Source organism: Flavobacterium enshiense (genome assembly GCF_022836875.1).
Taxonomy (GTDB): domain Bacteria; phylum Bacteroidota; class Bacteroidia; order Flavobacteriales; family Flavobacteriaceae; genus Flavobacterium; species Flavobacterium enshiense_A.
This window is the reverse complement of the sequence record NZ_CP090376.1, coordinates 359,085-373,986: the sequence shown is the minus strand read 5'-3', so window position 1 is coordinate 373,986 and position 14,902 is coordinate 359,085. Positions and strand designations below refer to the sequence as shown.

At 39.8% G+C, this 14,902-nt stretch carries 13 protein-coding genes; 12 read left to right on the top strand and 1 reads right to left on the bottom strand.

The genetic code is table 11. The features are described 5' to 3' along the window. The first annotated feature begins 6 nt into the window (after positions 1–6). The 9 genes from LZF87_RS01665 (at position 7) to LZF87_RS01625 (ending at position 11,079) form a co-directional block, all read left to right on the top strand. Positions 7–3,060, top strand: coding sequence for a TAT-variant-translocated molybdopterin oxidoreductase (locus LZF87_RS01665; RefSeq protein ID WP_244340651.1), 3,054 nt, complete (start codon positions 7–9; stop codon positions 3,058–3,060). Between the two features lie 43 nt (positions 3,061–3,103). Further along, positions 3,104–4,510 (top strand): NrfD/PsrC family molybdoenzyme membrane anchor subunit, encoded by a 1,407-nt coding sequence (nrfD, locus tag LZF87_RS01660; RefSeq protein WP_244340649.1) that lies wholly within the window; start codon positions 3,104–3,106, stop codon positions 4,508–4,510. Positions 4,511–4,516: 6 nt separating this feature from the next. After that, positions 4,517–5,044, top strand: coding sequence for a DUF3341 domain-containing protein (locus tag LZF87_RS01655; protein ID WP_035630109.1), 528 nt, complete (start codon positions 4,517–4,519; stop codon positions 5,042–5,044). Positions 5,045–5,052: 8 nt separating this feature from the next. Next, positions 5,053–5,604: a c-type cytochrome gene (locus LZF87_RS01650; protein ID WP_244340647.1), complete on the top strand. Its 552-nt coding sequence runs from the start codon at positions 5,053–5,055 to the stop codon at positions 5,602–5,604. 22 nt (positions 5,605–5,626) lie between these two features. Beyond that, complete coding sequence (locus LZF87_RS01645; RefSeq protein ID WP_244340645.1) at positions 5,627–7,138, top strand: quinol:cytochrome C oxidoreductase; 1,512 nt, start codon at positions 5,627–5,629, stop codon at positions 7,136–7,138. A 20-nt stretch (positions 7,139–7,158) separates the two neighbouring features. Further along, on the top strand, positions 7,159–8,325 hold the full coding sequence (locus tag LZF87_RS01640; RefSeq protein WP_244340643.1) for a cytochrome c oxidase subunit II: 1,167 nt from the start codon (positions 7,159–7,161) through the stop codon (positions 8,323–8,325). A 36-nt stretch (positions 8,326–8,361) separates the two neighbouring features. Further along, positions 8,362–10,164: a cytochrome c oxidase subunit I gene (locus LZF87_RS01635; protein ID WP_244340641.1), complete on the top strand. Its 1,803-nt coding sequence runs from the start codon at positions 8,362–8,364 to the stop codon at positions 10,162–10,164. Between the two features lie 161 nt (positions 10,165–10,325). Beyond that, positions 10,326–10,550, top strand: a complete 225-nt coding sequence (locus tag LZF87_RS01630; RefSeq protein WP_244340639.1) for a hypothetical protein — start codon at positions 10,326–10,328, stop codon at positions 10,548–10,550. Positions 10,551–10,557: 7 nt separating this feature from the next. Continuing rightward, entirely contained in the window at positions 10,558–11,079 is a 522-nt protein-coding gene (locus LZF87_RS01625) for a MepB family protein (RefSeq protein WP_244340637.1), read from the top strand. A gap of 662 nt (positions 11,080–11,741) precedes the next feature. On the opposite strand, the gene LZF87_RS01620 is transcribed toward LZF87_RS01625, so the two are convergent. After that, a complete protein-coding gene (locus LZF87_RS01620) occupies positions 11,742–13,142 on the bottom strand; it encodes an APC family permease (protein ID WP_244340635.1) in 1,401 nt (466 codons plus the stop codon). Between the two features lie 91 nt (positions 13,143–13,233). Here LZF87_RS01620 and LZF87_RS01615 point away from each other — a divergent pair, with 91 nt between their 5' ends. The 3 genes from LZF87_RS01615 to ruvB all read left to right on the top strand — a co-directional run bounded on the left by LZF87_RS01615 (position 13,234) and on the right by ruvB (position 14,857). Further along, positions 13,234–13,470: a (4Fe-4S)-binding protein gene (locus tag LZF87_RS01615; RefSeq protein ID WP_244340634.1), complete on the top strand. Its 237-nt coding sequence runs from the start codon at positions 13,234–13,236 to the stop codon at positions 13,468–13,470. Continuing rightward, entirely contained in the window at positions 13,460–13,768 is a 309-nt protein-coding gene (locus LZF87_RS01610; protein ID WP_244340632.1) for a GNAT family N-acetyltransferase, read from the top strand. Before LZF87_RS01615 ends, LZF87_RS01610 begins: the two co-directional genes overlap by 11 nt. Before the next feature lie 66 nt (positions 13,769–13,834). Then, complete coding sequence (ruvB, locus tag LZF87_RS01605; protein WP_244340626.1) at positions 13,835–14,857, top strand: Holliday junction branch migration DNA helicase RuvB; 1,023 nt, start codon at positions 13,835–13,837, stop codon at positions 14,855–14,857. The last annotated feature ends 45 nt before the right edge of the window (positions 14,858–14,902 follow it).

The window sequence follows — 14,902 nt, the reverse complement described above, 5'->3', positions numbered from 1 at the left end:
TATACAATGGCATCAAACAAAAAATACTGGAAAAGTGTTGAAGAACTAGACCAAAATAGTTCTATTGTTGAGACGCTAAGAAACAATGAATTTGTTGAAGAAATTCCTACAGATGAATTTCTTGGAGATGCAGCTACGCTGTCTGCTTCATCAACAACTCGTCGTGACTTTTTGAAATACGTTGGATTTTCTACAGCAGCAGCTTCTTTAGCTGCGTGTGAAGGTCCGGTTGTTAAGTCTATTCCTTATGTAGTTCAACCTGAAGAAATCATTCCTGGAGTTGCAGATTATTATGCAACGACGATGATGGATGGATTTGATTTTGCTAACATCTTGATCAAAACCCGTGAAGGTCGTCCTATTAAAGTAGAAAATAATAATTTACCAAATGCAAAGTTTGGTGCAAATGCAAGGGTTCATGCTTCTGTGTTGTCGTTATATGACAGCATGCGTGTGAAACAACCAAAGATTGCTGGTAAAGACGCTTCTTGGTCAGATGTAAATGCTGCAGTTGCAAAAAGCTTGGCAGAAGCTAAAGCTAAAGGAGGTCAGGTAGTATTATTGACTAATACTATGTCGAGCCCTTCTACTGACAGATTGATTGCTGATTTCATTGCAAAAAACCCAACAGCTAAACATGTAACTTATGATGCGGTTTCTTCTTCTACTGCTTTGGATGCTTTCCAAATGGTTTACGGAGAAAGAGCTTTGGCAGAGTATGACTTTGCAAAAGCTGATGTTATCGTTTCAATTGGAGCAGATTTCTTAGGTGATTGGCAAGGTGGTGGATATGATGCAGGTTATGGAAAAGGACGTATGCCTAAAAACGGCAAGATGTCTAAGCATATCCAGATCGAAGCAAATATGTCTTTGGCAGGTGCTAATGCTGACAAACGAATTCCTTTGACAGTTACTGAGCAAAAACATGCTTTAGTTAAAATATATAATGTCATTACTGGCGGTTCTGCAGGCGGAGCTAATTTAGGCAAGCAGGAAGAAGCGGTAATGAAAGCAGCACAACAATTAAAAGCTGCGGCCGGAAAAGGTGTTTTAGTTTCCGGTTTGGATGATGTTAATGCACAATTATTGGTATTGGCTATCAATAAAGCATTAAGCTCTGAAGCTTTCAATCCGGCAGCGGCTCGTTTGATCCGTAAAGGTGACAGTAAAGCTGTAGCACAATTGGTTGCAGATATGAAAGCCGGTGCGGTTCATACCTTAATTATGAATGGTGTTAACCCACTTTATACTTTGGCAAACGCTTCTGAATTCGCTGAAGGTTTAACAAAAGTGAAAACGTCAGTTGCGTTTACTTTGAGAGAAGACGAAACAGCTGTTAAATCTACTATCGTAGCAGCAGCTCCTCATTACTTAGAATCATGGGGTGATGTAATGATTTCAAAAGGTCATTATGCTATCATGCAGCCGACAATTCGTCCGTTGTTTGATACTAAACAATTCCAGGAAGCTTTAATGGCTTGGACTGGTAATACAACTTCTTATTATGATTTCTTAAAAGCAGTTGGTTCTTCAATTGCGGTTGGAACAACATGGAACAAATTGGTTCACGACGGAGTATATACTTCTGAAGTGGGTGCTGTTGCAGGTGGTTCAGCTGATTTCGGTACTGCGGCTTCTACGTTAGCGCAAGCTAAAAATGAAGGTGGTCTGGAATTGGTGTTGTATACTAAAACCGGAATGGGAGATGGTCAACAGGCAAATAACCCTTGGTTACAAGAGTTCCCAGATCCAATTACCAGAGCATCTTGGGATAACTATGTAACAGTTTCTAAAAAGGATGCTGAAAAATTAGGATTACAAAACTATAATGTAGCTAACGGTGGTCTTAATGGTAGTTACTCAACTATTGAAGTAGCTGGTGTTAAATTGCAAAATGTTCCGGTTATCATCCAGCCAGGTCAGGCAGTTGGTACTATCGGTTTGGCATTAGGTTACGGTAGAAAAGAGGCAATGCAGGAAGAAATGCAGGTTGGTGTTAATGCATATAAATTGTATGCAAACCAAAATGCAAACCAGGTTGCTAAAGTTGCCAAAGCTGAAGGTGATCATGAGTTCGCTTGTGTTCAGTTACAAAAAACATTAATGGGTAGAGGTGATATCATCAAAGAAACTACCTTAGAAATATTCAATACTAAAGATGCTGAAATCTGGAACCCGGTTCCAATGGTGTCTTTAGACCACCAGGAGACTCCTGCTACAGAGGTTGATCTTTGGAATTCATTTGACCGTTCTGTTGGACATCATTTTAATCTTTCTATCGATTTGAATGGTTGTACAGGTTGTGGTGCTTGTGTTATAGCATGTCACGCTGAAAACAACGTTCCGGTAGTTGGTAAATCTGAAGTAAGAAGAAGCCGTGATATGCACTGGTTGCGTATTGACCGCTACTATTCTTCTGAAGAGACTTTCAAAGGTGATGGTGAATTAAAAGCAAAAGCAGTTGGATTGTTAAATTCAATTGATACATTAACAGGAATGGAAGATCCTTCTGAGAACCCTCAGGTGGCTTTCCAACCGGTAATGTGTCAGCACTGTAACCACGCTCCTTGTGAAACAGTATGTCCGGTTGCGGCAACATCTCACGGTCGTCAAGGTCAGAACCATATGGCTTACAACCGTTGCGTAGGTACTCGTTACTGTGCAAACAACTGTCCGTATAAAGTACGTCGTTTCAACTGGTTCTTATACAGCAAAAACAGTGAGTTCGATTATCATATGAATAATGATTTAGGTCGTATGGTATTGAATCCTGATGTAAACGTTCGTTCTCGTGGAGTTATGGAGAAATGTTCAATGTGTATCCAAATGACACAGGCTACTATCCTTAAAGCGAAGAAAGAAGGTCGTCAGGTAAAAGATGGTGAATTCCAGACAGCATGTTCGGCAGCTTGTACAAGCGGAGCGATGGTATTTGGAGATGTAAATGACAAAGAAGGTCAAGTGGCTAAATTAGCAGAAGACGAAAGAATGTACCATTTATTGGAGCACATCGGAACGAAGCCAAATGTATTCTACCACGTAAAAGTTAGAAATACTTAAGAGTAAAAAATAAATAAATTATTAAGAAACAATATAAAGGATTATGTCGTCTCATTACGAAGCACCCATTAGAAAACCGTTAGTCCTAGGTGATAAAAATTATCACGATGTGACTGTAGATGTAGCTCGTCCTGTAGAGGGTAAGGCAAACAAACAGTGGTGGATTGTATTCTCAATCGCTTTAGCTGCGTTCCTTTGGGGAGCAGGCTGTATGGTTTACACCATTTCTACCGGTATCGGAACATGGGGATTAAATAAAACAGTAGGTTGGGCTTGGGATATCACCAACTTCGTATGGTGGGTGGGTATCGGACACGCCGGAACTCTAATTTCTGCCGTACTATTATTATTCCGTCAAAAATGGAGAATGGCGATTAACCGTTCTGCGGAAGCTATGACCATCTTCTCGGTTGTTCAGGCAGGTTTGTTCCCGATTATTCACATGGGTCGTCCATGGTTAGGGTACTGGGTATTACCGATTCCGAACCAATTCGGTTCGCTTTGGGTAAACTTTAACTCACCATTACTTTGGGACGTATTCGCGATTTCTACGTATCTTTCAGTATCATTGGTATTCTGGTGGACTGGTTTATTACCTGACTTCGCAATGATTCGTGACAGAGCGGTAACACCTTTCAACAAAAGAATCTATTCCATCCTTTCTTTCGGATGGTCTGGTAGAGCTAAAGACTGGCAGCGTTTTGAAGAGGTTTCTCTTGTATTGGCTGGTTTAGCAACGCCGCTTGTACTTTCTGTACATACAATCGTATCCTTTGACTTCGCAACTTCTGTTATTCCGGGATGGCATACTACAATCCTTCCTCCTTACTTCGTTGCGGGTGCGGTTTTCTCTGGTTTCGCGATGGTAAACACATTGCTTATCATCATGAGAAAAGTTTGTAACCTTGAAGATTACATCACTATTCAGCATATCGAATTAATGAACATTGTAATCATGATTACAGGTTCTATTGTTGGTATCGCTTATATCACTGAGTTATTCGTGGCTTGGTATTCCGGAGTAGAGTATGAGCAGTATGCTTTCTTGAACCGTGCTACAGGTCCTTACTGGTGGTCATACTGGTTGATGATGACTTGTAACGTTTTCTCTCCACAGTTCATGTGGTTCAAAAAATTAAGAACCAGCATCATGTTCTCGTTTATCATCTCTCTTGTGGTAAACATCGGTATGTGGTTTGAGCGTTTCGTAATTATTGTTACTTCATTACACAGAGATTATTTACCATCATCTTGGACAATGTTCCAGCCAACATTTGTTGATGCAGGTATCTATATCGGTACAATTGGTTTCTTCTTCGTATTATTCTTATTATATTCAAGAAGTTTTCCTGTAATTGCTCAGGCAGAGGTTAAAACTATTATGAAAACTTCTGCAGAGAACTACAAAAGAGAAAGAGAAAAAGAAGGACATCATTCACACAATCATTAATAGATCATGAGTACGAATAAAGTTATACATGCTATATATAACGATGATGATATCTTAATGGATGCAGTTAAGGCATCAAGAGCAGCTCATCATCATATTGAAGAAATTTATACTCCATTCCCGGTTCACGGTTTGGATAAGGCTATGGGGTTAGCACCTACAAGAATTGCTATCGCTTCATTCCTTTATGGAGTAGTGGGATTAACTGTTGCAGCTAATTTGTTGAACTACATGATGATTGTAGATTGGCCGCAGGATATCGGAGGTAAGCCAAGTTTTGCATTCTACCAGAACATGCCGGCTTTCGTGCCGATTCTGTTCGAGTTAACAGTATTCTTCGCAGCGCACTTAATGGTAATCACATTCTATTTGAGAAGTAGATTATGGCCGTTTAAAGAAGCTGAAAACCCGGATGTAAGAACTACAGATGATCATTTCCTAATGGAGGTTGCAGTGAATGGAAATGAGGAAGATATGATTTCTTTCTTCAAAAACACTGGTGCTGTAGAAGTTAAAGTAATTGATAAGCATTAATAGTAGATATGAAAGCCTTATATAAAATAGTAGCATTAGTAGGTGTGTCGATTGCCGCGACGTCATGTTTCGACAAATCAAAGCCTAACTATCAGTTCTTTCCTAATATGTATGAGTCAGTAGCTTACGAGACTTATTCTCAGTCTTCTGCATTCAAAGGTGGAAAAGAGGGGTTAAAACCAGCTCACGGAACTATTAAGAGAGGTTTCGAGCCTTATGATATTCCAAATACACCAGAAGGTTATGCATTAGCGAAAGCAAATCTTAAATCTCCGTTGGATTCATTATCTGTTGATGCTGAAAAAGGTGCTGAATTGTTCGATATCTATTGTGCAATCTGTCACGGTGAAAAAGGTGACGGACAGGGAAATCTTGTAAAAAGAGAAAAATTCCTTGGTGTGCCTAACTATGCAGACAGAGAAATTACAGAAGGTAGTATTTTTCACGTAATCACTTATGGATTAAATTCCATGGGTTCTCATGCTAACCAATTGTCTCAGAAAGAGCGCTGGATGGTTACAGCTCACGTGTTAAAATTAAAAGGAGAATTAAATAAGTAAAACTCATTTGAACGTTTAGAATATGTACACATTTTCAAACAAATTAAAAACCTTTGCTTTTGTCCTGATGGCGCTTGGCTTGTTAGGTATTGCTTACGGTTTTTTAACTGCACCTAAAACTACGCAAGACGTAGAAAAAATATTAGCAGAAAGTCATCACGAAGGTGGTCATCATGCTGCTGCAGCCACACATGAGGCTGCTGCTGGATCTGAAGCACATCATGAGGCTGCTGCCGATTCAGTAAAACAGGAAACTCCTGCTGCTGAACACCACGTAGTTGCTACTGATTCTGTTAAAACGGAAGAGGCTGATTCAACTAAAGCAGTTGTAACTCCTGTTGTTGAAGAGGATCACCATGACGCTCATGCTGCTCATGCTGCGTCGCACGATGCGGATGCTCACAAAGAACATGAAAAACACTTGGAGCACGTTTTACACCAATTACAAAACAAACCATGGGCTGCTTTGTATGTGGCTTGTATCTTCTTCATGTTGATTTCAGTTGGAGTTTTAGCTTTTTATGCAATCCAATGGGTTGCTCAGGCAGGTTGGTCTCCAGTATTGTTCCGAGTAATGGAAGGAATCACTTCTTACTTGTTGCCAGGATCAATAATCTTCTTGCTTCTTTTGATTTTATCTGGTATGCATATGAACCATTTATTCGCATGGATGGTAGAAGGTGTAACGGATCCGAAAAGTGAGCATTATGATGCAATCATTGCCGGAAAATCAGGTTTCTTAAACGTTCCTTTCTTTTTGATCCGTGCTATAGTTTTCTTAGCAGGATGGAATTTATACCGTTACTTCTCAAGAAAAAATTCATTGGCTCAGGACGAAGCTTCTGATGATTCTTTTTACAAAAAGAACTTCAAAATGGCCGCTGGTTTCTTAGCATTCTTCATTGTTACGGAATCAATCGCATCTTGGGACTGGGTTATGTCTGTTGACCCACACTGGTACAGTACATTATTTGGATGGTATGTTTTTGCCAGCTTCTTCGTGAGTGGTATTACAACAATCGCATTCGTTACTTTATATTTAAAATCTAAAGGATATTTAGAGTATGTGAATACAAGCCACATCCACGATTTGGCAAAATTCATGTTCGGTATTTCTGTATTCTGGACTTATTTATGGTTCTCTCAGTTCATGTTGATGTGGTACTCTAACATTCCAGAAGAGGTAACTTATTTCGTTACTCGTATCGAGCACTTCAAATTGCCATTCTTTGGTATGGTTGTATTGAACTTCGTGTTACCAATTTTAATCCTAATTAACACTGACTTTAAACGTCTGAGTTGGGTTGTTGTAATGGCAGGTATCATTATCTTAACAGGTCACTATATTGATTTCTTCAACATGATTATGCCGGCTACGGTTGGTGATCAGTGGTTCATCGGAGTGTCTGAGATCAGTTCATTGTTATTCTTCTTCGGATTATTCATTTTTGTAGTGTTTACAGCTTTAACAAAGGCACCTTTATTGGCAAAACGTAACCCATTAATCGAAGAAAGTAAACATTTCCATTATTAATATTTTAAAGAAATAAACAAATGACAAGTTTATTGGTACTTACAGTTGTAGTTTTATTAGGAATTGCTGTTTGGCAGTTGACTAAGATATTCGATCTGACACAAATCGGCGTAAAGAAGGATAATTCCGAAATTGCTAATGATCATGATAATAATGTGAATGGTTACTTAATGTTTGCCTTCTTGGTGTTCATTTACTTAACGACTATTTACTGTGTTGTAAAATTTGGTGACTTACCTTTAATGAGTAACGCTGCTTCTGAGCACGGTGCTGATTATGACAACCTGATGTGGATTTCAATGATTTTAATCTTTGTAGTTCAAACTATCACTCAGGCTTTGCTTCACTATTTCGCTTTCAAATACCGTGGTAAACAAGGTAACAAAGCTTTATATTTTGCAGATAATGACAAATTAGAGTTTATCTGGACGATTATTCCGGTAATTGTATTGGCTGGTTTGATCCTTTACGGATTGTATGCATGGACAAATATTATGTTTGTTGATGAAGAGGAAGATGTAATGTATGTAGAATTGTATGGTAAGCAGTTTAGCTGGGAAGCAAGATATGCTGGTAAGGATAATACCCTTGGAAAAGCTAACGTTCGTTATATAGAAGGTGTTAACACATTAGGAGTTGACATGTCTGATCCTAATTCACAAGATGATAAGCAAGTAGCAGAAATTCACTTGCCGGTAGGTAAAAAAGTGGTTTTCAAAATACGTTCCCAGGATGTATTGCACTCGGCTTACTTCCCTCACTTCAGAGCACAAATGAACGCGGTTCCGGGTATGGTTACTCAATTCGCTTTCACACCAACAATGACTACTGATCAGATGCGTAACACACCTGAGATGGTTGAAAAAGTTGCAAGAATCAACAAGATCAGAGCTGCGAAAAGCCAAGAGTTGGTAGCAGCTGGGAAAACAGCTTTAGATCCTTATACTTTCGATTATTTATTGTTATGTAATAAAATTTGCGGACCATCTCACTTTAACATGCAAATGAAAGTTATCGTTGAGAGCGAAGCAGATTACAAAAAATGGTTGAACGAACAACCTCTATTGAGCAAAACAGTGAGTGAAGCAAAAGCTAAAGAAGCTCCGGCAACCGACGCTACAGTTCCGGCTGTAAAAATGGAAACTGTTAAGGTAGATACTACCAAAGTTGTAGCTCAGGTTAAATAATAATTGATTTTTTAATACTATTCAAATTAAAAGAATATGTCAGCAGCAGGACACGATTTAAGTCACGATCACGGACACGATCACGAACACCACCATAAAGATACTTTTATCACAAAGTATATCTTTAGTATCGACCACAAAATGATTGCGAAGCAATATTTGATTACTGGTCTTATAATGGGTATCATTGGTGTTATGATGTCATTATTATTCCGTATGCAGATTGCTTGGCCGGAAGAGTCTTTCGGTATTTTTAAATTCCTTTTAGGAGAAAAATTTGCTCCGGGAGGAGTAATGCGTAACGATATTTACCTTGCATTAGTTACCATTCACGGTACAATCATGGTATTCTTTGTATTAACTGCAGGATTGAGCGGTACTTTCAGTAACTTGTTAATTCCATTGCAGATTGGTGCAAGAGATATGGCATCCGGTTTTATGAATATGATTTCTTACTGGTTGTTCTTTGTTTCAACAATAATCATGTTATGTTCTTTGTTCGTTGAATCAGGACCGGCATCTGCAGGTTGGACAATTTATCCTCCGTTGAGTGCATTGCCTCAGGCAATACCGGGTTCAGGTACAGGTATGACATTATGGTTAGTTTCAATGGCTGTGTTCATCGCTTCTTCCTTGATGGGATCTTTGAACTATGTGGTTACTGTGATCAACTTGAGAACTAAAGGAATGTCAATGACAAGATTGCCACTTACTATATGGGCATTCTTCGTTACGGCTATCATTGGTATCGTTTCGTTCCCTGTTTTATTATCAGCTGCTTTATTGTTGATTTTTGATAGAAGTTTCGGTACTTCTTTCTACTTGTCAGATATCTTCATTTCTGGTGAAGTATTACATTACCAAGGAGGTTCACCGGTATTGTTCGAGCACTTATTCTGGTTCTTAGGTCACCCTGAGGTATACATCGTATTATTACCGGCATTAGGTATCACATCAGAAATTATTGCAACAAATTCACGTAAGCCAATCTTTGGTTACCGTGCGATGATTGCTTCTATCTTAGCGATTGCATTCTTATCAACTATCGTTTGGGGTCACCACATGTTCATCTCCGGTATGAACCCATTCTTAGGATCAGTATTTACATTTACAACGTTATTGATTGCGATTCCTTCAGCGGTAAAAGCATTCAACTATATTACAACATTATGGAAAGGTAACTTGCAGTTAAACCCTGCGATGTTATTCTCTATCGGATTGGTTTCTACATTCATCACAGGAGGTTTAACAGGTATCATCCTTGGAGATTCAACTTTAGATATCAACGTACATGATACATATTTCGTAGTGGCTCACTTCCACTTGGTAATGGGTATCTCTGCGCTTTACGGATTCTTCGCTGGTGTGTACCACTGGTTCCCTAAAATGTTCGGAAGAATGATGAATAAAAACTTAGGGTATATCCACTTCTGGATTACTGCGGTTTGTGCTTACGGAGTATTCTTCCCAATGCACTTCATCGGTATGGCAGGTTTACCACGTCGTTACTATACAAACACAGCATTCCCGTTATTTGACGATTTAGCTGATGTTAACGTATTGATCACGGTGTTCGCTTTAGTAGGAGCTGCTTTCCAAATCGTATTTATCTGGAACTTCTTCTACAGCATTTTCTACGGTAAGAAAGCTGAACAAAACCCTTGGAAATCTAACACGTTGGAGTGGACAACTCCAGTAGAGCACATCCACGGAAACTGGCCAGGTGAAATTCCTCACGTACACAGATGGGCTTACGACTACAGTAAACCAGGTCACGATGACGATTTCGTTCCGCAAACAGTTCCTTACAAAGACGGAGAAGAAAAACTTCATCACTAAGATTATAAATTCATTTAAAAAGCCTTTCCAAATGGAAAGGCTTTTTTATTTATTTTTGTCGGATGTTGCTAGTTGTTGTGGTCTCTTTGCTTTTGGAGGCTATATATCAATTCTGTAGCGTGGATTTGCAATCCGTGCCCACAAAGAGAGTAATTAAAAAAATGCAACCGCAAAAAGTAGTAGTTTTTGTTTTTTCAGAAGGAGAGTGGCTTAGGGTTAGGAGTTTTAATCCTAGATTTGGTATAGTTGGAGTGGGCACGGATTGCAAATCCGCGCTATCTGGGTATGTCCTTTTTGATAAGGAAGGTAAACTTGTTAATGAAAATGCATTCGGACCAAAAGAAGAAAAGTGTAAAGCGGAATTGCTTCAGCTTTTAAATAAGTAATTGAGTGATGATGGTTGAAAATGGAATTCCTTATGCTTTAAGCGAACTGAAGCAAATGGTTTATGACAAATGTGGTTTTGTGCTTTTAAATCCTTTAGCGGAGAAGGAAAGTGCCGATTATGCCGCTTGTCGTTTTCAATTGAATAACCTGAATATAGTTTTGCGCTCAGCAAAAGTAACACCGACTAAGATTGGTCAGTTCGTTACGCTATGGAAAAGAATCGAAAACGGACCCATTCAGCCCTTTGACTTTTCCGATGATGTGGATTTATTCGTTATCAACACAAAATCCGAAAATCATTTCGGGCAATTTGTATTCCCGAAATCTGTTTTTTTAGAGCAAGGTGTGCTTTCTTCCGGGTTGAAAGACGGTAAACGTGCTATTCGCGTGTATCCGCCCTGGGATATAACAATAAGCAAGCAAGCGAAGAAAACACAAAACTGGCAACGGGACTATTTTTTAGAAATCCCATTTGACGGAATGATAGATTTGGATCGGGTAACCCAACTTTATTTCCAGAAACTTTAATGAAAAAGCTTTTAGTATTTCAGTAGTTGTAAACTTTCATTCAGGAAGTTGAAAAGGTTGCACTCCACTAACCCCGATAGCGCGGATTTGCAATCCGGGCCCACAAAGAGAGTAATTTAAAAACTATGACTGTGGCTGGACAGATGTTAACTTTGAGCCACGCCCTCTATGCGCGAATTTAACTTCGAAAATTCCTTTCCCGTAGTTTTAATGTCTTAGAAAATCTCCCGCGATCGAAAATTACCCCAACTAGGATTACGATTTTCTAAAGATAAAATTAATAGATATAGCACTGATATAGCACTGATGTAGCACTGATATAGCATAGCTATAGTATAAATATAGCATAAGTAATCAATGATTGCCTTAATGATAAATTAGGTGTTAATTATGGAGACTTTAGGCGATAATTAAATGAATACGCACAAATCCTGGGAAATTCATTGTAGTGTATAAATAAAAAAAGAGGTCATATTTCTATGACCTCCCAATAAATTCTTGATTTACTATCACCCTACACTTTAACAATAGATAGGATAGCGCCCGAAAAAGAACACGTTTGTAGTGCCTCTTATTCAAACAAACAATAAATCAAAAATCGTATAGTAAAATTACATCTTTTTTTAATTTTAACCAACTGAAAAACAGACTTTAAGAAAATTTTATTTACGTTGTGTAAAATAATAAACCGGTATGCCTGCCAACATAATTAAAACGCCCCACCCACAGGTAGAAAATTTCGTAATCAATAATGAAATACTGATAGCCGAAGCCACTATTATATAAAACAACGGTAAGAACGGGTAGCCAAACGCTTTGTAAGGTCGTTCTGCATCGGGTTGTTTTTTTCGTAAAATGAAAATGCCGTAAATGGTAAGTATATAGAAAATCAAAACGATGATTACCACAAAGTCCAGTAAATCACCATATTTTCCGGTCAAACATAAAAACGAAGCCCAAACACATTGCGACCAAAGCGCCCACGCCGGCACGCTGAATTCGTTTAAGTGCGCCGCTTTTTTGAAGAACAAACCGTCTTTGGCCATCGTATAATACACGCGGGCTCCGGCCATAATCAATCCGTTGTTACATGCAAACGTGGAAATCATAATCATCACGGCGATAATTAATGTCCCTATATTTCCGAAGATGTTGTTGGCCGCTACTACCGCCACACGATCCGATTTGGCAAAAGCAATTTCTTCCAAAGGTACCACGGCAACGTACATTACATTAGCCAATACATAAATAATGGTCACGATAAAGGTTCCCAAAAACAAACTCAACCCTACATTGCGCTGCGGATTTTTAATCTCTCCCGCAATAAACGTAACACCATTCCAGGCATCGCTGGAAAATAAGGATCCCACCATCGCGGCAGATATCCCGGTAATAAGACTCATACCGGAAATAGGAAGCCAGGAACCGCTTTCGGCATTCCAGGATCTTGTTGTCCAGGTATCGGTCCAGTTAGCGTCCCAAACCTGACCTTTAGCGGCTATTAATCCGAAGACGATCAAACCTACTAATGATGCGATTTTGATGATGGTCAGAACGGTTTGCAGTACCTTTCCGTTTTTTACCCCACGGCTGTTGATGAAGGTCAACACTATAATCGTAAAAATAGAAACCAACTGTGCAGCATTAAGTTTGAACGATCCGATTTCGTATAAAACGTTCTCATCACTCACTGCCGGAACAAGGTAAGCGGTAAACTTTGAAAAAGCCACACCAACAGCGGCGATGGTTCCGGTTTGTACCACACCAAAGAAGCTCCAGCCGTACAAAAAGGCGATGAGTTTATTGTAAGCTTCTTTTAAGTATACATACTGTCCGCCCGCTTTTGGGAACATGGCACTCAATTCGCCATAACTCACAGCGGCAATAATGGTAATCAATCCCGACAATAACCAGATGATTAATAACCAGGCGGTAGATCCAACCTGACGGGCAATGTCGGCACTTACAATAAAAATTCCCGAGCCAATCATCGAACCCACCACTAGCATGGTTCCATCCAATAATCCTAATTCACGTTTAAAATGTTGCTGTTCGTCTTGCATAAAATTTTTGTTAAATTGCTCTAAAGATATAAAAACATCCTTTTAGTGATACTTTTTTTTGTAACTTACGAAAAGCTAAATTCTTACGATTATGGAAAGTGCAAAAGAATACACAAATGGAGAAATCACTATTGTCTGGAAGCAACACTTGTGTCAGCATTCCGGTAATTGCGTTCGCGGATTACCTGAAGTTTTCCGTGCCAAAGTCCAGCCATGGATTAATCCCCGCGGAGCCAGTTCGGACGAAATGATGGAACAGGTGAAGAAATGCCCGTCAGGCGCTTTGTCATTTTATTATAATAAAGATAAGGTTAAGGATGGAGAATAGTCTGGACGCCTTGCCACTCCGTATTAATGAGGAGAAAGGTCGTTTCGAACTGGAAGTGGAAGGATACATCGCTTTTTCTGAATTCAAGATCACCAAGCAAAACATCATTTTTATAACCCATACCGAAGTACCACCGGCCTTGGAAGGAAAGGGTGTCGGTTCTGCATTGGTTTTGAAAACCCTGCATTGGATCAAAGAGAAAGGCTATCCGTTGGCGCCGCTTTGTCCATTTGTGGCTTCTTACATCAAAAGGAATCCGGAATGGAAAGAAATTCTTGCAACGGGCTATAATGTTTGATTTTCAGGTTTTAGAAACTGCCGGCTGAACACTGTAATCTGCTAACTTTCTTTATATCTTTGCCCCATGAATGAAAATCTGAATCCCAATAAAGAGCGTTGCACCCCGCAGGAAGTTGATATAGAAAAGGCATTGCGCCCACTGAGTTTTGATGATTTTACCGGACAGGATCAGGTCCTGGAGAATCTGAAGATATTTGTGGAAGCGGCCAATCTGCGAGGCGAGGCTTTAGATCATACCCTTTTTCACGGTCCCCCGGGATTAGGAAAGACAACTTTGGCGAATATTTTAGCCAACGAATTGGGCGTGGGCATCAAAATAACTTCCGGCCCCGTATTGGACAAACCCGGCGATTTAGCGGGATTGCTTACCAATTTGGATGAACGCGACGTTTTGTTCATAGACGAAATCCATCGTCTGAGTCCGATAGTGGAAGAATACCTGTATTCCGCCATGGAGGATTTCAAGATTGATATCATGATCGAAAGCGGACCCAATGCCCGTACGGTACAGATTAACCTGAACCCGTTTACCCTGGTAGGGGCAACCACACGTTCCGGATTGCTGACAGCGCCCATGCGTGCACGTTTCGGAATCCAAAGCCGCTTACAATATTACAATACTGAATTGTTAACCACGATCGTTCAGCGAAGTTCAGCGATTTTAAACATGCCGATTTCAATGGAAGCCGCCATCGAAATTGCAGGTCGAAGCCGAGGAACGCCTCGTATTGCCAATGCGCTATTACGTCGTGTTCGTGACTTTGCTCAGATAAAAGGCAATGGGAAAATCGATATCGAAATTGCCCGATATGCCTTGAAGGCTTTACACGTAGATGCGCACGGTCTGGACGAAATGGACAACAAGATTCTTACGACTATTATCGATAAATTCAAGGGCGGTCCAGTGGGTCTGACCACTTTGGCGACAGCTGTTTCTGAAAGCGGGGAGACCATTGAGGAAGTATACGAACCGTTTTTAATTCAGGAAGGATTCATCATCCGTACGCCAAGAGGAAGGGAAGTAACGGAGAAAGCGTATAAGCATTTAGGAAAAATCCGAAATAATATTCAGGGAGGATTGTTTTAGGGTATTCCCCTTCGGGTCGGGCTTTCGCACTCGCTTTTTTAGTTT